The following is an 18,024-nucleotide window of genomic DNA, read 5'->3' on the forward strand; positions in this document are numbered from 1 at the left end:
CAAAATCCCCAGGACTATGGAGAGAACCGTCATGCAAGCCATCCGCTTTTTTCTAGCCTTCGTCGGGCTTTGCTATCTTACGCTCGGCGTTTGGTGTGCCGCAGCTCCGTCGCAAACATCAAATTCGGTGGGCTTCGACCTTCAAAAAGGAAGCGGGCAATCTGAGTTCTTCACAGTCTACGGGGGTGTTGAGTTTGCCTGGGGTCTGATCTTTTTGATGCCGTTGCTATGGGGCGAATTCTCAAAACCCCTGTTGATTGCGTGCGTGCTGATTCATGGAATGTCGGTCGTCTTCCGCGCGATCAGTTTGTTCCTATTTACAGGCATGGGAACGACGACTTACGTGTTGGCGGGCGTCGAATGGGCGATCTTCCTAATTTCCGCTGGACTGCTGGCATACATGGGAACACTGCGTGAAGCTACCTGATGGCTTTTAACGAATCAGGTAGACATTGTTATCCTCCGCTAGAGAACTCAGTTAAGGCTATTTCTTCCCTTCGCATCCACATCAGCCAAGCGTCGATTAATTAGTCGGCTCCGTCACCATCGGCGTTAGACGGCGACTCCTCCCGCTTTCGTACCGCGAGATCAAGCTGCGGAATTACGCCTGCCAGAAATCCGGCCAGCTTATCGCTTGCCTTGTTGGCCATAGAGTTCAGATTCCACATATCCTTGACGCTACCAGGCCGGTTGAAAATGGTTGCCGCAGCCGCGCCGATCATGCCGGAAGTCGTCTTCTGACTCATCATCTTTTCCAGATCTTTCGGCAGCGGCTGATCGACGGCGTCGGAAATGATTCTCACCGAGATCAGCTTCACCTCATTCTCTTGACAAGCTTGCGCAATAGCCAAGGTTTCCATGTCGACAGCAACAGCCGAATGTTGTTCCCCCAAACTTCGTTTTTCAGCAACATCGCCGATTATTCGATCGACCGTCAATAACGTACCGACCGCCAGTCCAGGTGTCGCCTCGATTTGCTCTGCGGTTAAATTGAGCGGTATCTCGACATGGTTACCTTCTTTGTCGACAACCTGATTGGGCATTACGACGTGCCCTCGCTTCAGATCCCCAATCAATCCACCAGCGAAGCCAGCCGAGATAATCCAGTCTGGCGCAACGATATCGATCACATCTCGCGCTGCCGCAGCCGCCGACTTTCTACCGACGCCGGTCTCGACGACGCCGATGACTCGATCGGCCAATTTGCCAACGGTGACCGTTCTTCCTTCCATTTGTACGGAAGCCACCGACTTTAGCTTCTCCTTGAAGCCAGCCGATTCGACTCCCAAGGCAAACAGCACAATCACCTCAGGCTTGGGCACATCCTCCGGAGCGACATCCGATTCAGCTTGCCCAGATACCTGCTGCGACATGAAATCGCGGACAACACTCTGGCCTTGTTGCTGTAGAAAGTTGGAAACGAGGTAGCGTAAAAGCATATTGCCTTTCGAGGGTCAAAAAGCCGCATGTGGCCTGGGAAGTGGGCGAAACGCCTCATCTGCGACCGAAAACGTTCGCGGATTGCTGAAAACCTGGATCGAGCCCTTCGCGATCCATCCCAGTGGACTCTACAATACAAGCTTCGCTCATAAAGCAGGTAGATTGCAAGGTGATTGAATGTCGGAGATTCGTTATCAATACGACGTCGTGGTCGTCGGGGCTGGGCATGCGGGGACCGAAGCGGCCTTAGCCGCGGCGCGTCTAGGCGCTAAAACGGCCTTGTTGACGACCAATCTCGACACCGTCGCCCAAATGAGCTGTAATCCCGCAATCGGTGGCATCGCCAAAGGACAGATCGTCCGAGAAATCGACGCGATGGGCGGCGTCATGGGGCAAGCGATCGATGCGACCGGCATCCAGTTTCGTTTGCTCAACCGCCGCAAAGGCCCGGCGATGCACAGCCCTCGTGCACAAGCCGACAAAAAAGCGTACCAGTGGTGGGTCAAATTAGCCGTCGAAGATCAACCAAACCTTGATCTGCGGCAAGAGATCGTCAGCGACCTTCTAACGGAAGACGTGGACGGCAAGCAGCAAATCACTGGTGTCAGCGTTCATGGTGGCGTGATCTTCTCGGCCAGCCGAGTCGTGCTGACTACCGGTACGTTTCTTTCCGCCATCATGCATGTCGGGGAAACCAAAACGCCTGGAGGACGTGGCGGAGAGGGAACTTCCAGCGGCATCAGCGCCGCACTTAAACGACTTGGCTTTCGACTCGATCGCTTTAAGACCGGTACGCCTGCTCGCTTAAATTACAACTCGATCGACTTCAGCAAGACCGAACTGCAACCAGGCGACGACGACCCTCAGCCATTCTCGTTTTTGACCGGCGAGCTCACTGGCGAACAGATGCCGTGTCACATCACGCATACCAACCAGAAGGTTCATGACCTGATTCGTGCCAACCTGCATCGTGCCCCGATGTACAGTGGTGAAATCGAGTCGCGTGGTCCTCGTTATTGCCCCAGCATCGAAGACAAAGTCGTCCGCTTCGCCGATAAGGACGGACACCAGTTGTTTCTCGAGCCAGAGGGTCATCACACGCGGGAAGTCTACGTCAACGGTATCTCAACCAGCTTACCCCGTGATGTGCAGGACGAAATGTTTAAGCTGATCCCTGGTCTGGAGAAAGCCCAGATCATGCGTTATGGCTACGCGGTAGAGTACGACTACTGCCCGCCCGATCAGCTCTGGCCATCACTGCAGACGAAGGAAGTAACAGGGCTCTACTTCGCCGGCCAGATCAACGGCACGACCGGCTACGAGGAAGCAGGCGCCCAAGGTCTGATGGCCGGGATCAATGCCGCCCTGGAAGGTCGTGGGGAAGAACCACTAGTGCTCGGCCGCGAACAGGCCTATATCGGCGTGCTGATCGACGACCTGGTCACGTGCGGCGTCGACGAGCCGTACCGTATGTTCACCAGCCGTGCCGAACATCGTTTGATGCTTCGGCAAGACAACGCCGACCGTCGCTTGACTGCCCTGGCTCAACAACGGGGATTGATCACCCCAGATCGCTGGCAGTCATTTTCGGCCAAAGTCGAGCAGATCGATCAAGCAATGGCAACCCTCTCATCTACTCGCCATCAAGGGACTTTACTCTCCGATCTCGTTCGGCGTCCAGATTCCCGATGGGAGCAGATCTGCGAGCTTGCTCCGTCGCTCAAGGAGATCACTTCTGAAGCCGCGCTGCAGGTAACTTACGATTTGCGATATGAAGGTTACGTGGCCCGACAGCAAATCGAAGTTGAGCGGCAAAAGCGACTCTCACACAAACGCATTCCAGAGTCGTTCGACTTCACTCGGCTGACGCAGATGCGGAATGAAGCTCGTGAGAAGCTGGTCCGCATCCGTCCTACCACGGTTGCCCAAGCCGAGCGAATTAGCGGGATTACCCCGTCCGACATTGCCCTGTTGCTGGTTTATCTTGACGGGCGGATGGCCCCAAAATCCTCCTAAGTTGGGGATATTGGTAGGTTTGCTATCAGTAGCTTGGCAGCAAAAACGAACAAAATTTCGCGTGCTGTCACTCTTGCATCGAAGCGTATTGTGATTAGGCAAAATATTAGCCAACGAGACGCTTTTATTCGCAAGCTGTTGTCTTTATTGAACTTACGCATTCCACATCAATCTTGACGTGGCAATCTGGGACGATATAATTCCGGCATCTGGCAAATTCGGTAAACAGGGCATATCCGGACGATGAGCGGAAATGCTGGGTTTACTGAGGGGTGGAACGATTACACACCTTCCAGAGAATTAGGGTTTTAAACGGGATGTACTCGTTTGACACGGATGCGCAGAGCGCGAGGATGCTCGAACAACGTGGCGGCCTCCAACCTCACTTATCGCATTGGTTGGCAAACACGCTAGGGATAGGATGACAGCACATGAAAACAGTCTTTACGACCGGTGAAGCGGCGAAGATCTGCAAGGTCAGCCAACAAACGATCATTCGTTGCTTCGACTCGGGGCAATTGAAAGGATTTCGCGTCCCAGGTAGCCGGTTTCGACGTATCCCGCGCGACCAACTTTACAACTTCATGCGTGAAAACGGTATTCCAACCGACGCTCTGGAAAGTGGCAAGCGGAAAGCCCTGATCGTTGACGACGACGTCGATCTTGTGGAACTGCTCGTCGACGCTTTCGAACGTGACGGCCGTTTTGACCTGCGGACCGCCAACAACGGCTTTGACGCGGGGATGCTGGTCAAGGAATTCCACCCCGACATCGTCGTGCTCGACATCATGCTGCCCGACATTAACGGTAAGGAAGTCTGCCAACGAGTTCGCATGGATAAGACGATGGAAGACGTCAAAATCCTTTGCATCTCCGGTATGATCGAACAAGATAAGGTCGCCGACCTCATGGCTTGCGGTGCCAACGAGTTTATGCAGAAGCCTTTCTCAGTCGAAGCCCTCGTCGACAAGGCCTGCAACATGCTCGACATGGAATCGGTAAACTCCTAATCGCCTTCCATTCAATTCCTACAAATCATCAACCCGCGGGCTCATTCGGGGCCCCGTGCGGCTGTGAGCGTTCATCCCACCTGTTATGAACGCTTCGATTGGACGCTACCGCTTCCTTGGCGTCTGCTTGGTCTTTCAGAGCTTGGTTTCGGTTTGCCCAGTTTGTGAAGCGCCCAGACGCGGCGTAGGATTTTCGCGATGATTGACTATGATGGGTCTTCGAATCGTGCGCCCCGATGGTTACTTGTCGCTTGTTAAATCGTATGTCGTCGCCCGAAATGGAATCGTCTTCCGATCCTGGTTCGCCTGACCGCCGGCAATTGCGCGACGAGAAGTTGGCCAGTCTGAAACGACTTGCTTACGGCGCCAGCCACGAGATCAACAACCCGCTGGCCAATATCGCCAGCCGTGCTCAAGCGTTGCTCGCTGATGAAACAAATCCCGATCGCCGGCACGAACTTGCCACCATCTACGCCCAAGCGATGCGTGGGCACGAGATGATCGCGGACTTAATGCTGTTTGCCCGCCCTCCCCTGCCGCAGCTCGCTGCGTGCTGCTTAGGCGATATTGCCGCCGACACGATGAGACAAATGCTCCCCGCAGCTCGTCAGCAGCACACCGTGCTGAAGTTAGAAGCGCCGGAGAACGAAATCAAACTCCACGCCGACGCCGCCCAACTAACGTTTGCATTATGTGCGATGATTCGTAATTCACTGGAAGCACTCCAGAAGGGTGGACAAATCGTGATCATCTTGGCAGAGTCCGCAGAGTCCGCCATCATGTCTGTGCAAGACGATGGTCCCGGCATTCCGACGGACGCGGTCGATGTGATTTTCGATCCATTTCACAGTGGACGAGAAGCTGGCCGCGGGCTCGGTTTCGGACTCACAAAATGTTGGACCATCGCCCAGGCCCATGGTGGCAACGCGTATATCGATTGCAACGCCGCCCCACTAGCCAAAGTCGTCCTCGAGATTCCCCTTTCGCCGCGCACCTGAAGATGAGTAAGTAACGGATGGACCACCCTTTTGGATGGCTTAGCCTTGTTCCTCCGTTAGCCGCGATCATTCTCGCAATTGTTACGCGACGGACGGTGCTCTCCCTCTTGATCGGCATCCTGGTTGGTGGTGTTATCCTCGCCAGCGGGAACCCGGTAACTGGAATCTGGATCGCGGTCAGCGAATTCATTTGGGCTAAGCTGACCGAGGGCTCCAAGCTACAAGTTTACGGCTTCACGATTTTGATCGGAGCCATGATCGGTTTGGTCTCTGCCTCTGGCGGCATCCGTGGCTTAGTGAACCTGATTGTGCCGTTTGCGAACACGCGTGTCCGCGGGCAAGTCACTACTTGGCTGATGGGGATGATCATCTTTTTTGATGACTACGCCAACTCGCTCTTGCTCGGTGGGACCATGCGCGAGGTAACCGATCGCCTAAAGATCTCACGCGAAAAGCTGGCCTACATCATCGACTCAACCGCAGCCCCCGTTTCCGGATTGGCCCTGATTTCAACCTGGGTGGCAACCGAAATCGGTTTCATTCAACTGGGTGTCGATCAAATCGACGCGGCCAATAAGCCGGAAGCGTTCCAGCTGTTCTTAGAGAGCATTCCCTACCGCTTTTACACGTTATGGGCATTGCTTCTGGTGCCGATGGTGGCCTTGATGCGGCGTGACTTCGGACCAATGCTGACCGCTGAGGTGAATGCGATCCGCAGCAATGAGGAAAGTGAGAAGCGTGCATCCGCATCCGACGAGAACTCGGCAGAAGGATGGATCAATCGCAAGCTCACCCATTTCTCGATGCAACATAACCTCGACGTAGGCACCTCGTTGACTTCTCACTGGCTGAACGCGGCAATCCCAGTCGGTACGCTGCTGGCGGTTGTGCTGGGTTTGCTCTACTACACCGGCTATCAAGAGATCAGCCAGACGGTCGAGTCTCCTTCTCTGATGCAAATCTTTGGTAAAGGTGATTCTTACGCAGCGCTCCTTTATGGATCGGCCGTCAGTTTAGTGGTGGCAGTCATTCAAATCGCGCCCCAGCGATTACTTTCTGGTGGGCAATTCGGCTGGTCGATTTTGATGGGCATGAAGTCGATGGTGCCCGCCCTTTTAATTCTATGGTTTGCGGCCGCCCTCGCGGCGGAAACCGACAAGCCGAAAGAATTGGAAGACGGGCTCATGTCGGTCGGGCTCAACACGGCCGGTTACCTGGAAGGGTTACTGACGGAGAATTTGCCTGTCACGATGCTCCCTACCACGATCTTCCTGTTGGCCGCCGCGATCGCTTTTTCGACCGGTACCAGCTGGGGCACGATGGGCATCTTGGGGCCGCTTTCGGTTTCGCTAACCTACGCGATGATGACAAAGGACGGCTCTACGCTCGACATCCATGATCCGATATTGTTAACCGTTGTCGGGAGCGTCTTGTCAGGTGCGATCTTCGGCGACCACTGCTCACCGATTTCAGACACAACGATTCTTTCTTCCCAGAGTTGCGGCTGCAATCATGTGGCTCACGTTCGGACCCAGATGCCTTACGCAATACTTGGGGCGATTGCTTCTGTGATTGCGGGAACTTTGCCAATCGGTTTCGGTGCTCCGATGTTCCTCTGTCATATCCTGGGAATTGGCGTGTTGGTCGGCACACTATGGGTGGCTGGGCGTGATCCCGAGCTTGTCGCAGCGGATGCCAGCGAACCGGCGATGGAAGCGGTCGATTAGTCGTACCACGCTGGTCACCATCCTACCGATAACGTCGCTGTTGGCACGTTGTAACTTTGTAAGGCTTACAAAGTCGGCCGAGTGACGCGAAGTGACTCGCTGCTACCACCGCGCGCTAATCTCTTCCTGACTGGCAGCCTCTGAGCCAACGCAAATTACTTCGCGGCATTAAGTTGCGCGGTTATGCCAGCAATGCCGGCGTGACGCACTAGCGTTCCACTTTTCCTGGCCGTTTGCCCTTATGGCATGTGGCTTGCAAGATGGAAATAGCTAGTTCCCCCGATCAACCAGCCCTGAGAGGAGCATCAATATGTTCAGGACGACCACGCTCGCCGCCTGCGTTATGTTTGCGGCCCCGAGTTTCCTTTCGGCACAGCAGCCTGCCTGGAATGCCACCAGCAACAACCAGTTCGATTCCCGACCGATGACACGGCTGGCGGCTCCGAAAGATCTGAACGATCCGAACGCGATCGAGCTATCTTCCAGTCGCGGAACGGCTGATCGTGTTGGCGATATTCAGCGCATCAGCGCGGTCAAACCGATTTCCCATCAAGGCGAGACTTCGGTCATGCGAACCTACGTCGGTCAACCTGTCACTTCGCAAACGCGAGTCGTCGCCGAGACCGAAGTGGATGAAACGGTGACCCGTTATTCGTCCGCGCCTCAAACGATTGTTTACGACAATCCACAGCCGATCACACAGCAGCAAGTTCGACGTGTCGAGTATCCATCCAATTACCAGACACAGACCTCTTACTATGTTCAGCCAGTCCGACAGCCAGGCACGTGGCACTCGGTAGGCGAGACCGTTCAGCGAGTTGAATACAACGCTCCAGTCACATACTCGGCACCAGTCGCCACAACCACTGGCACGCCGGTAACCGTTTACCGCCCAACGACGACGATTGCGTACAACAACCCGCCGGTGACCAGCATTCCGGTTGCTACGCCGCCAGTCGTTACGCAGGCAGTACCTGTCCCGAATGCTACCGTTTATCCGGTCGATCGCACGGCTTACCGCCCCGTGTTGCCGATCATCGGTATGCCGAACAATTCGTACGTGGGCCGCGGCCTGCTTGGTCAACCAGAGGTTTACACTGAAGGGCAACCAATCCGCAACGCCCTGCGATACATCTTTCCGTAACGATCAGTTCCCAGGAGGGCAACGGAGGGCGTTCCTTACGGGGAATGCCCTTTTTTTGTTTCTTGACCAGAGGTAGGCGACTCAACGAACCGCTTCCGCACAGCCACGCGGTACCAGGCAAACAAGCCGATAAAGAGTAGGCTCGCGCCAAATCCTATGAGGACTTCAGCATCTATCCGCTCGGAATGCGCCGCTCCGGCAACCGCGAATAGTGCCACCATGGCGAATAGCACCGCCCACCCTTGTCGCAACACGATTCCGCATGTCGCCAACATTAGGATGAAGCTGGCAACCGGACCGATAAGCCAGGCTAACGAAGAGGCCACTGCACAGGCTGTCGTTAACTCCATCAACGTCGCCAGGCTAAAGCGAACTCGATCAGTGGCGACATTGGTGGCTTCTGGGGGATCGTTCATAGTCTTCCATTTCCAGCTCTACGCAGCAGGACTACCGCCAGGAACATACGTAAGCTAACGGCATTCATTCGCGAATTCTCAAAAAACATCCCGCTTCGGAGTTACACGGTACGAAGTTAGACAGTTCCTTGGGTAGTATCCATGCCACTCTACCTGGGAAGATCGCATGACGCGACTCATTGCAACGCTCGACTTATTGTTTGGGCTCCGTCGTCCTGTGAGCCAATTTCAATACGTCGCGATTGGCCTTGCCCTGGCGACATTTAAGTATGTTATTGAAGCGACGGCAGTTTTCTACGTCGCGGGCAAATACTACTCTCCCCTCGAGTTCCTGAGTCCGATCTTGACTTACCGAGCAGTCGACTTTCAAGGTCACGATCTCCTCGGCTGGGCAGTCTTCTTGTGGACGCTTCCCTTTGTCTGGATCGCTTTGACAATGAGCGTCCGACGAGCTATCGATACCCATAGCATTTCCCCCTGGTGGGCTTTGCTGGTGCTACTGCCGATTGCAAACTTCTTTCTGATCTTCATCTTGTGTGTCACCTGGGCGGAAGAGGTCCGTCCTGATCCTCCTGGTGCAATACCAGGCGAAGACTCGACCACTGGTGAGTTGCGTGTCATCGTTTGCATCTTAGGTGGCTTCGGCGTAGGCGTTGTCATGATGGTGACCAGCGTCCTGTGCATGCAAAGCTACGGTGCAGGTCTTTTCGTCGGATCACCCGTCGTGATGGGGGCGGTAGCGGCATATCTGTACAACTACTCACAGCGACAATCACTGTGGATCTCGGCCTGTCTGGGTGCCGTGGTCGTTGGCTGCGGCATTATGGCGTTGTTGCTCTTTGCCCTGGAAGGCATTATTTGCTTGGTGATGGCTTTGCCGCTGGCATTGCCCTTGGGAATCTTCGGTGGGATGTTGGGCTTCGTCATTGCGGAAGCCACGCGTAATGACAGTCAATGGCCCCACATCTCAGCGATCGTTGTTTGCTTACCGCTTCTTGCCGGCATCGAATCGATGTTTACACAGCCCCACGAGACCGTCGTGATGACGGCCGTCGAGATCAACGCCTCGCCCGACCAGGTTTGGGACACAGTCCTTGCATTCCCGGAAATTGATGCTCCCCAGCCTTGGTACTTTCAACTCGGGATCGCTTCGCCGATGCGCGCCAGAATTGTGGGTCACGGCGCTGGTGCCGTGCGGCACTGCGAGTTCACAACAGGTGAATTCGTCGAGCCGATCACGACCTGGGCCCCTCCGCAACGCTTGGCATTCGATGTCACCAAACAGCCAGATCCTTTGGTCGAACTGAGCCCCTATCGCAACGTTCATCCACCCCATTTAGCCGGCTACATGAAGTGCAACCGAGGCGAGTTTCGATTGATCGAACTTGCCAATGGGCACACGCGTCTGGAAGGACGCACCTGGTACGAATTGCGCATGTTCCCGCAAGGTTATTGGATGCTATGGAGCGACTTGATCATTCACCAGATTCATCTTCGTGTGCTGGAACACATCCAGCGAGAAGCTCAGCGGTGAGCAGAAATTTGAGTGACCGGACGCCAACCGTACAATACACGTAATAATTTCTTCTTTCCGTTTGGCATCCCACCATGAATTCGCCCAACGATCACGAGACGATCGACAAGTCGATTCCCTACGAGACACCACATAGCAACCGGATTGTCGGGATCGCGGCGATGCTACTCGGACTGGTGAATTTGGTGTTGCTCGATCCGAATGAACTCACCAAGCCCTGGGGCGTCTGGCGCATTGTTGGACGCATCGCCATGGTAATTTGTACGTTCTGCCTGGCCACGGTTAGCTTCGCCCCTCGCGATTGGCCATGGCGACGGTGGTTCGCCGCAGGAATCGTCCTCGGCGGCGTCACTTACCTGGCGTGCTTCTTTATTGCCGATGTCGTAAGTCGCCTATGAGGCGTCTGATTACGCCGCCAAGCGAATTGGTCCTTTGGGACTACGCAGATCAAACAGCCCGAAGATCTCTTCTTTCGAGAAACCGATTTTCGCAGGCTCACCGGTTTGACTAAATAATGCATCGAACAGTTCGCGTTTCTCTTCGAGCACTTTATTGATGCGATCCTCGATCGTGCCGACCGCCAAGTAGCGACTGATCGTCACGGCCCCTGCCGCCCCGATGCGATGAGCGCGGTTGATCGCCTGGTCTTCGATGGCCGGATTCCACCAGCGGTCGAACAGGAAGACATATTCGCAGAACTGCAAATTCAAACCAACGCTTCCAGCCCCGTAGCTCATCAAGATGACGTGCTTCGTTGGATCGTGTTTGAACTGGTCGATCACTCCTTCTCGCTGCTTATGCGGCACCTTACCGTGGTACTCGAGCGGCCCGAACGGTTCGACATGTTTGCGAATCTCTTGAATCGTCTTCGTCCATTGACTGAACAAGATCGCCTTCTTTCCACTGGCTGCCACCTCTTCCAGATCGGCTTTTAACTGATCCATCTTGGCGCTCTCGCCAGTGCGCGGATCGAAGTTGCAGATCTGCTTCAACCGCAGCACCAACTCGAAAACATGCTGTACGGTCAATTCCTGCCCCATCTCTTCCAACCGCACGATTCCTTCCTTCTCAGCGAATTCGTACGCTTCTTGCTGAGCCGGCGAGAGATGTAGTTCAGCATCGCGATACAGCCGAGGCGGCATATCAGTCATCACCAAGTCTTTCGTCCGGCGGATGATATATTCGCCCGCGGTCGAACTCATCGACTTGATATCCATTCCCTTGGTTAACAGCCCCGGTGCAAGAAACTCGAACACGCCCACCAGGTCGTCGGTGCTGTTCTCGATTGGCGTGCCGGTCAGGGCCCAACTGCGTGTCCGCGGGATTCCTTTGGCAATTTCAGCTGTCGTGCTGTTGGAGTTCTTGATGCGTTGGGCTTCGTCCAACACGACTAAGTCGAAATGAAGCCCTCCTTCCTCGCTTACCAACTCCTGGTCACGCATCAGCAGCTCGTAATTAGCGATCTTGATCGGCGTTTGATTGTCACGCCACAGCCAACTACGCTTGGCCGAATCTCCTTCGATCACGCTGATCGGAATTTCAGGAGACCACAAAGCGAATTCACGCTTCCAGTTCGAGACCAGAGGCTTGGGACAAACCAATAACACACTCCGAATCTCGCCAGCTCGCAGCAGCATCCGCATCGTGCTGATCGATTGCATCGTTTTGCCGAGCCCCATTTCGTCGGCCATCACTGCGGCATGACGCGGGTACAGAAATGCAATCCCTTCAAATTGGTACGGAAACGGCTCGAAGGGAAACTCGAGCGCACCGCTGGTAACCAACGATTCGAGCGACGGTTGCAGCAGATAATACAACCGGTCTTCCAGCTTGATCACATCGCCCGGTGGACGAATGTGCGTGACTCGCTTCGCTTTGGGCGGTTTTGGGGAGACTGGATCTTCTGCCGTTTGTTCGCCCGCTTCCTTCTTCGGTGGAACTTTCTTTTCCAGAGCTTGCAGCCAGGCCGGGGCCTCGGGGAAGACGAAACTTTTGACACCGACCTTGGCCCCTTTGCAGGTCAACGAAACCGCTTTGGGCCGTGGTGTCTTGAAAGTTTCCGATGTGATCGCGATTTGTGGAGCACGCGATAGCGCAGCGGTCCATCCGAGCGAGATCACCTCGGACTTGATATTCAGATTGTGAGAAATCGTTTCCAATGGTTCAGTCATATCGATTGCGTACCGCCTCGTATTTGCGAGGCGGATTCCCGGGGAGAGGATGCATGGAGGAACGGCTGGCTGAATGGCGGGCTACTTGCCCACGCCGTGAGCCTCTTCGATCGCTTCACGAATCCGTGTGAACGGTTCGTTCAGATCGAGGTCGATTGTTCGCTGCTGCCAGAGGTCGGTCAGCAACTGAGTGTCCGCTTCATGCTGACTACTGACAGCGACTTCATAGCTACCAAGCTGAAATGATCGAATATGGGGGGGCGCAACCGCCACATGAGCGGCATCCATACGATACGATATGCTGGCATCGGTCGGTGCAACTTCACTAGTGCAAGCGGGGGGGACTAACATCACCGGCACGTCCGCATGTTCGCGAAGCGACAGTACATGCTCGGTATCGGTGCAAATTGCCAATGTGGGTGTTTTCAGCTTGGCGAGCAGCGCTCCGCCAATTTGCTCGCCATACAAGTACGGCTTCAATGTTGGTCCGTAGAGAATCTCCTGAGCACGGTTCGCTTTAACAGGGGCGGTGCAATGAAACTCGAGGGGTCTCCCGGCAAGATTGAGGACCAAGAGTCCACCAAACAATCCGCCTGGAGTATGCTCCACCACGGTAAGGAATCCGAGGGTGGGCACGGTTTTCTCGTTCCGACTCGACATATACTCTCCATCTTGCCCATTCTTCACATCATGACAGCGCAACACGTACGGGCAGCCTGGGCTAACGACCCAATGAACTGAATCGGTGTTTGGGAAAGGTGGACTTTAACTATCGTAGGGGCAATACCTTGGCTGCTAGCCGTGCTGTTGGCGAAGGCAAATGCTCGACATTTGCTACCCCGGGTGACTATACTGATTTACTCGCCTCACCTGGAGACAATCAAACTATGTCGCTCGATCCCAAAGATCTCTCCCCTCTCTTTACCCATGTCGACGTTAGCTCCAACCCTTCACCCATGCAGCAATCCATTCACGCCGACGAAACATCAGCTCTACTGAAGCGGATGATCGAATTGCAGGAGCGGCAAGCTTTGCTTTTGGAAGAAATCCTCCAACAGCAGGTAAACACGCAGAAACAACGCTCGGCCGAGCTGAATGCCTGGCGGAAAGCCCATCCTGAATTGGCTGAGAAGTGCCGCATGGCAGCAGAAGCCCTCAGTAAGGTTCATGCGGATTTCCTGGGCACCTTGGCCAACGAGGTCGATGATACGGCCGAGGATATGATCGACAGCGAATACATGTTGAGCGAGTTTGTTGACCGCTTCGGTCCCCGCATCGCCCATTTGAACGGCGTGCTGCAAATGCTTGCTCAACTCGGCGCCCCAGCGCAAGCCATGAAGGCAAATTCGTAATCGATTCGCCACCCATTCGCCGAAAAAACCTGCCTTCTCGCAGGTTTTTTTATTGCGCCTAAAAAATACTCGGGCAACCAAAGGTTGTCAGAACAAGTTTTCTTCGGTACTATCCAAAGAATCACATCCCTACGCTCGACCAGTGGTCAAATCGCTTGGCTACGGTGAGATCCTCCCTTCTATCCCCTAGGCTTGAATCGGAATTATGGCAAGCGAAACGCTGACTCCCGAAGTTGAAGCGGCAGTTAAGGCCGCCAAGGACCGGCTCGACGCACACACGTACGAGATCGTGCAGTGGCACTTCCACGAATCCACCGGTTGCCCGTTCTGGCTGGAAAAGAAGAAAGAGTTTAACTTCGATCCGCTGACCGAGGTGAAGTGCTACGACGACCTTAAAAAGTTCCCCCTCTTCGAAGATGAATGGTTGCGGGGTGGCCCGGTCCGCCGCTGGGTTCCAGCTCAGTATCAAGACAAGCCGATCTACGTGTTTGAAACAGGTGGTACGACCGGTATTCCGAAAAGCCGTATCGCGATCGACGACTTCCGCACCGACTACTCGAACTTCAGCGAAACGCTGCCGGATGAGTATTTTCCGAAAGGTGCCAACTGGCTAATGCTTGGCCCTTCTGGTCCACGTCGTCTGCGTTTGGCGGTCGAACACTTGGCTCAGGTTCGTGGCGGCATCTGCTTCTGCATCGACCTCGACCCACGCTGGGTGATCAAGCTGATCAAGAAGGGACAGATGGATCAGCTGGAAGCATATAAGCAGCACTGTATCGATCAGGCGATCACGGTGCTCACCGCTGGTCACGACGTGAAATGCATGTTCGGCACACCCAAGCTAATCGAATCGCTGTGCTTAGGGCTCGAAGAGAAAGGCACCTCTCTGGCCGAAGCTGGCATCACCGGTATCTTCAGCGGCGGAACTGAGTTCACACCGCAGTGGACCCGGTACTGTATCGAAGAGTTGTTTGGTGGTGGTCCCGAGGAAAGCGGCATCTACATGACGCCAACCTACGGCAATACTTTGATGGGTTTGGCTTGCAGCAAGCCGGTCACGCCGGAAGACAACTACAAGATCTCGTACTACGCTCCCCAGCCGCGAGCGGTAACGGAAGTCGTTTCCTTCGACGATCCGAACGAACTAGTCGCATTCGGTGAAACCGGACGTGTCAAGCTAACCACGCTGACGAAAGAATTCTTCGTCCCTGGCTTCCTGGAACGTGACGAAGGCGAACGGGAAATGCCATACATGAAATACCCCTGGGATGGTGTCAGTGGTGTTCGCCCATTCCACGGCTTCGCCAGCAGCACCACCGTTGGTGTTTACTAGTTTCCTTGGAATCAATCGCTAACCATTGAATTGAATTACGGACGCCAATCATGCTGAACATTCCTGCTATCCGTTGGGGCAAACCCTACGACTCGCTCGAAAAAGAAGACGTCGTCCACTTTAGCACCGGCGAACCAATCGCTCAGCTAAGTCAGGTCGGCGGTGGGATTCTGAAACGGGACATGAAGAAAGCGCAGTCGGCACGCGATGCGCTGCTTGAATTCAGCCCTGAGGAAATCCTCGATAAGATGGCCACCGCTGGCAAATTGTACCTAGAAGCGGACCTCCCTATTGGCGACGGTTCGCAAACACCGGAAGCCTTCGTGCACGCTCAAAGCGCTAGCACCGGGCTGCCAGAACACATGTGCCGGGCGAACATGCAGAAGAATGCGTTCGTCATGCAGAACATGACACAAATCCTCGATTCGTTAACTCGCGGATTGGATCTCAACATTCTCGCTCGGGGGTACGGCAAGGAGCCGGCCCGCGACGTCATGCTCAGCTATCAAGCTCAGAGTCCGGTACTCGGCGCCGTGTTGCCTTCCAATTCACCGGGGGTTCATACCCTCTGGCTTCCGGCCGTCGCGCTTCAACTTGGTCTGGTTCTCAAGCCAGGTGGAAAGGAGCCATGGACGCCGTACCGGATTTTCTCCGCGATGGTCGAAGCAGGACTTCCTGCCGAAGCCTTCAGTCTGTACCCAGGTGCGGGTGGGGATGTTGGCTCGGCCCTACTGTCGTCGGTTGATCGTGCGATGGTCTTCGGTGGCCAGCAAACGATTGATCAGTACGCCGGCAACCCGAAGGTTCAGCCACACGGTCCTGGCTTCAGTAAGATCTTACTCGGCGACGACGTCGTCGATGACTGGCCGCAGTACTTGGATCTGATGGTGCAAAGCGTGTTCGCGAACAGCGGACGAAGCTGCATCAACGCGTCTGGCATCTGGGCTTCCCGTCACACCAAAGAGATCGCTCAGGCCATCGCCGAAAAGATCGGTCCGACCGAGATCAAAGACCCAACCGATGACGAAGCCGCATTGGCCGCGTTCACCATGCCAGGCATGGCCCCGGCCGTGTGGAACATGATCGAATCAGATTTGGCGGAAGATGGTGTCACGGACTATACGGCTCCTTACGGCGACCGTCTCGTTCAAATGGAACGTTGCGATTATCTGAAGCCGATGGTCATCCATGCGGAGAGCCCGGAAAAGCAGGTCGCCAGCAAGGAATATATGTTCCCATTTGTTTCGGTCGTGGAATGCCCACAAGATCAAATGATCAAGAAGATGGGTTACTCGCTGATTTGTACCGCGATTACCGGCGACGACAAGTTCGCTCGCGAGCTGGTCAACGCTACACACATCGACCGCTTGAACATTGGTCCGATTCCGACCCACAAAGTCGATTGGCTGCAGCCACACGAAGGGAATATCATCGAGTTCCTCTTCCGCAGCCGTGCTTACCAATCGGCTCCCGTACAGGTCGCCGCAACCTAAACCGTCAGTTTCACTGCCGTTTGTATCACATCCCCTAGCCCGTTTGGTCATAGGGGATGTTGGTCAATCGGCAGTCGTCGCATACGGATCGCCATTACCACACTCCCTCGTTTCCACCGTGAACAGCGAATGAGGGAATTCGGAACGCAACAGGATCCCGAGGCATGATTCCATTCGATTTCCAGCCACGCACACGGATCGTGTTTGGCCCGGATTGTTTACAGCGACTCGGTGAACTCGCGAAAGAACTCGGTGCGACGCGTGCGTTAGTCGTCAGCGATCCCGGCATTATTCAAGCTGGTCACGCCCAGCGCGGAATCGATTGCCTGGAAGCAGCCGGTGTGCAGGCTTTCCTATTCGACGGTGTGCAAGAGAATCCGACCACCAATAACGTGGCGGCAGGAGTCAACTTCGCGAAAGAGCACGCTCCCCATTTGATTGTGGGCCTGGGTGGCGGCAGTGCGATGGACTGTGCCAAGGGAATCAATTTCCTGCTAACCAACGGCGGGGAAATGAAGGATTACTGGGGCGTCGGCAAGGCAACGCAAGAGATGCTTCCGATGATCGCCGTGCCTACCACCGCCGGTACTGGCAGCGAAGCCCAATCGTTTGCCCTGATCACCGATGCCGAAACACACGCCAAGATGGCTTGCGGCGATAAGAAAGCGGCCTGCCGGATTGCTTTGCTTGATCCCACGCTGACCGTCACTCAGCCGCACAAAGTTACCGCGCTCACTGGTATCGACGCGATCAGCCACGCCTTGGAAACATTTGTTACCAAGAAGCGAAATGAAGTGTCGCTGGCCTTCAGTCGCGAAGCATGGCGACTCTTGGCCGCCAACTTCACGAAGGTTTTGAAAGAACCGGAGAACTTAGAAGCCCGGGGGGCGATGCAGCTTGGCGCTTGCTTCGCAGGCCTGGCAATTGAAAACTCGATGCTCGGCGCTGCCCACGCGATGGCTAACCCGCTGACAGCCCATTACGGCGTGGTGCATGGGCAAGCTGTAGCCGTAATGTTACCGACCGTTATTCGCTACAACGGAGAAGCATTCAACAAAATGTACCAAGACATCCTCAGCATCCCGGTCGACCTGCTTGATTACCCGAGTGTCGAGAGTGGTGCTGGCGGCTTGGCGGAACTAGTCGAATCGTGGGTCGATCAGGCAGGGCTGGCCACCAACTTGGATCAACTGTCGATCAACGGCGAGAAACTTTCAGAACTGTCGCTCGACGCAGCCAAACAGTGGACCGGTAGCTTCAACCCACGCGAAGTCGACGCCGGTGAATTCTCGAAGCTGTATCAATCCGCGATGAACCACTAGACGGAAAAAATGGCTCCGCTGGGTGCTTCGAGTAGAATAAAGGCACCTTTTTCCCGTTTCCTCGATCC

16 protein-coding genes are annotated in these 18,024 nt (G+C 55.0%); 12 read left to right on the forward strand and 4 right to left on the reverse strand.

The genetic code is table 11. From position 1 onward, the window contains the following. Window positions 1-31: 31 nt before the first annotated feature. Window positions 32-427, forward strand: a complete 396-nt coding sequence (locus tag C5Y83_RS08945) for a hypothetical protein (protein WP_105329334.1) — start codon at window positions 32-34, stop codon at window positions 425-427. A gap of 100 nt (window positions 428-527) precedes the next feature. Here the strand turns inward: C5Y83_RS08945 and C5Y83_RS08950 are convergent, their stop codons facing one another. Further along, window positions 528-1,439: a hypothetical protein gene (locus tag C5Y83_RS08950; protein WP_105329335.1), complete on the reverse strand. Its 912-nt coding sequence runs from the start codon at window positions 1,437-1,439 to the stop codon at window positions 528-530. A 178-nt stretch (window positions 1,440-1,617) separates the two neighbouring features. Here C5Y83_RS08950 and mnmG point away from each other — a divergent pair, with 178 nt between their 5' ends. The 5 genes from mnmG to C5Y83_RS08975 all read left to right on the forward strand — a co-directional run bounded on the left by mnmG (window position 1,618) and on the right by C5Y83_RS08975 (window position 8,335). Next, a complete protein-coding gene (gene mnmG, locus C5Y83_RS08955; protein ID WP_105329336.1) occupies window positions 1,618-3,456 on the forward strand; it encodes a tRNA uridine-5-carboxymethylaminomethyl(34) synthesis enzyme MnmG in 1,839 nt (612 codons plus the stop codon). A 431-nt stretch (window positions 3,457-3,887) separates the two neighbouring features. Continuing rightward, the gene (locus C5Y83_RS08960; protein WP_105329337.1) at window positions 3,888-4,466 is read left to right on the forward strand and encodes a response regulator; all 579 of its coding nucleotides are present in this window, start codon (window positions 3,888-3,890) and stop codon (window positions 4,464-4,466) included. 278 nt (window positions 4,467-4,744) lie between these two features. After that, on the forward strand, window positions 4,745-5,464 hold the full coding sequence (locus tag C5Y83_RS08965) for a sensor histidine kinase (RefSeq protein ID WP_158262299.1): 720 nt from the start codon (window positions 4,745-4,747) through the stop codon (window positions 5,462-5,464). 17 nt (window positions 5,465-5,481) lie between these two features. Continuing rightward, a complete protein-coding gene (locus C5Y83_RS08970; RefSeq protein ID WP_105329339.1) occupies window positions 5,482-7,191 on the forward strand; it encodes a Na+/H+ antiporter NhaC family protein in 1,710 nt (569 codons plus the stop codon). Window positions 7,192-7,501: 310 nt separating this feature from the next. Then, the gene (locus tag C5Y83_RS08975) at window positions 7,502-8,335 is read left to right on the forward strand and encodes a hypothetical protein (protein WP_105329340.1); all 834 of its coding nucleotides are present in this window, start codon (window positions 7,502-7,504) and stop codon (window positions 8,333-8,335) included. A 35-nt stretch (window positions 8,336-8,370) separates the two neighbouring features. On the opposite strand, the gene C5Y83_RS08980 is transcribed toward C5Y83_RS08975, so the two are convergent. Then, window positions 8,371-8,751, reverse strand: a complete 381-nt coding sequence (locus C5Y83_RS08980; RefSeq protein WP_105329341.1) for a hypothetical protein — start codon at window positions 8,749-8,751, stop codon at window positions 8,371-8,373. A 166-nt stretch (window positions 8,752-8,917) separates the two neighbouring features. Between C5Y83_RS08980 and C5Y83_RS08985 the strand changes: the two genes are divergently transcribed. Both C5Y83_RS08985 and C5Y83_RS08990 read left to right on the forward strand, forming a co-directional pair. Continuing rightward, the gene (locus C5Y83_RS08985) at window positions 8,918-10,285 is read left to right on the forward strand and encodes a hypothetical protein (protein WP_105329342.1); all 1,368 of its coding nucleotides are present in this window, start codon (window positions 8,918-8,920) and stop codon (window positions 10,283-10,285) included. 74 nt (window positions 10,286-10,359) lie between these two features. Next, complete coding sequence (locus tag C5Y83_RS08990; protein ID WP_105329343.1) at window positions 10,360-10,683, forward strand: hypothetical protein; 324 nt, start codon at window positions 10,360-10,362, stop codon at window positions 10,681-10,683. Window positions 10,684-10,692: 9 nt separating this feature from the next. On the opposite strand, the gene C5Y83_RS08995 is transcribed toward C5Y83_RS08990, so the two are convergent. Beyond that, window positions 10,693-12,456 carry a DEAD/DEAH box helicase gene (locus tag C5Y83_RS08995; protein WP_105329344.1) on the reverse strand — a complete coding sequence of 588 codons (1,764 nt, stop codon included), beginning with the start codon at window positions 12,454-12,456 and terminating at the stop codon, window positions 10,693-10,695. A gap of 81 nt (window positions 12,457-12,537) precedes the next feature. After that, window positions 12,538-13,092 carry a hypothetical protein gene (locus C5Y83_RS09000; protein WP_146117719.1) on the reverse strand — a complete coding sequence of 185 codons (555 nt, stop codon included), beginning with the start codon at window positions 13,090-13,092 and terminating at the stop codon, window positions 12,538-12,540. A gap of 251 nt (window positions 13,093-13,343) precedes the next feature. On the opposite strand from C5Y83_RS09000, the gene C5Y83_RS09005 reads away from it, so the two are divergent. The 4 genes from C5Y83_RS09005 to C5Y83_RS09020 all read left to right on the forward strand — a co-directional run bounded on the left by C5Y83_RS09005 (window position 13,344) and on the right by C5Y83_RS09020 (window position 17,956). Beyond that, window positions 13,344-13,808, forward strand: coding sequence for a hypothetical protein (locus C5Y83_RS09005; protein WP_233207169.1), 465 nt, complete (start codon window positions 13,344-13,346; stop codon window positions 13,806-13,808). Between the two features lie 205 nt (window positions 13,809-14,013). Continuing rightward, window positions 14,014-15,141: a hypothetical protein gene (locus C5Y83_RS09010; RefSeq protein WP_105329346.1), complete on the forward strand. Its 1,128-nt coding sequence runs from the start codon at window positions 14,014-14,016 to the stop codon at window positions 15,139-15,141. 50 nt (window positions 15,142-15,191) lie between these two features. After that, window positions 15,192-16,634 carry an aldehyde dehydrogenase family protein gene (locus tag C5Y83_RS09015; protein WP_105329347.1) on the forward strand — a complete coding sequence of 481 codons (1,443 nt, stop codon included), beginning with the start codon at window positions 15,192-15,194 and terminating at the stop codon, window positions 16,632-16,634. Window positions 16,635-16,798: 164 nt separating this feature from the next. Further along, window positions 16,799-17,956, forward strand: coding sequence for an iron-containing alcohol dehydrogenase (locus C5Y83_RS09020; protein WP_105329348.1), 1,158 nt, complete (start codon window positions 16,799-16,801; stop codon window positions 17,954-17,956). Window positions 17,957-18,024: the final 68 nt, after the last annotated feature.

It is taken from the genome of Blastopirellula marina (assembly GCF_002967765.1).
Classification (GTDB): Bacteria; Planctomycetota; Planctomycetia; order Pirellulales; family Pirellulaceae; genus Bremerella; species Bremerella marina_A.

Coding starts and splice junctions, on each gene's coding strand:
- C5Y83_RS08945 (WP_105329334.1), top strand. CDS start 32: ATGCAAGCCATCCGCTTTTTTCTAGCCTTCGTCGGGCTTTGCTATCTT.
- C5Y83_RS08950 (WP_105329335.1), bottom strand. CDS start 1,439: ATGCTTTTACGCTACCTCGTTTCCAACTTTCTACAGCAACAAGGCCAG.
- mnmG (WP_105329336.1), top strand. CDS start 1,618: ATGTCGGAGATTCGTTATCAATACGACGTCGTGGTCGTCGGGGCTGGG.
- C5Y83_RS08960 (WP_105329337.1), top strand. CDS start 3,888: ATGAAAACAGTCTTTACGACCGGTGAAGCGGCGAAGATCTGCAAGGTC.
- C5Y83_RS08965 (WP_158262299.1), top strand. CDS start 4,745: ATGGAATCGTCTTCCGATCCTGGTTCGCCTGACCGCCGGCAATTGCGC.
- C5Y83_RS08970 (WP_105329339.1), top strand. CDS start 5,482: ATGGACCACCCTTTTGGATGGCTTAGCCTTGTTCCTCCGTTAGCCGCG.
- C5Y83_RS08975 (WP_105329340.1), top strand. CDS start 7,502: ATGTTCAGGACGACCACGCTCGCCGCCTGCGTTATGTTTGCGGCCCCG.
- C5Y83_RS08980 (WP_105329341.1), bottom strand. CDS start 8,751: ATGAACGATCCCCCAGAAGCCACCAATGTCGCCACTGATCGAGTTCGC.
- C5Y83_RS08985 (WP_105329342.1), top strand. CDS start 8,918: ATGACGCGACTCATTGCAACGCTCGACTTATTGTTTGGGCTCCGTCGT.
- C5Y83_RS08990 (WP_105329343.1), top strand. CDS start 10,360: ATGAATTCGCCCAACGATCACGAGACGATCGACAAGTCGATTCCCTAC.
- C5Y83_RS08995 (WP_105329344.1), bottom strand. CDS start 12,456: ATGACTGAACCATTGGAAACGATTTCTCACAATCTGAATATCAAGTCC.
- C5Y83_RS09005 (WP_233207169.1), top strand. CDS start 13,344: ATGTCGCTCGATCCCAAAGATCTCTCCCCTCTCTTTACCCATGTCGAC.
- C5Y83_RS09010 (WP_105329346.1), top strand. CDS start 14,014: ATGGCAAGCGAAACGCTGACTCCCGAAGTTGAAGCGGCAGTTAAGGCC.
- C5Y83_RS09015 (WP_105329347.1), top strand. CDS start 15,192: ATGCTGAACATTCCTGCTATCCGTTGGGGCAAACCCTACGACTCGCTC.
- C5Y83_RS09020 (WP_105329348.1), top strand. CDS start 16,799: ATGATTCCATTCGATTTCCAGCCACGCACACGGATCGTGTTTGGCCCG.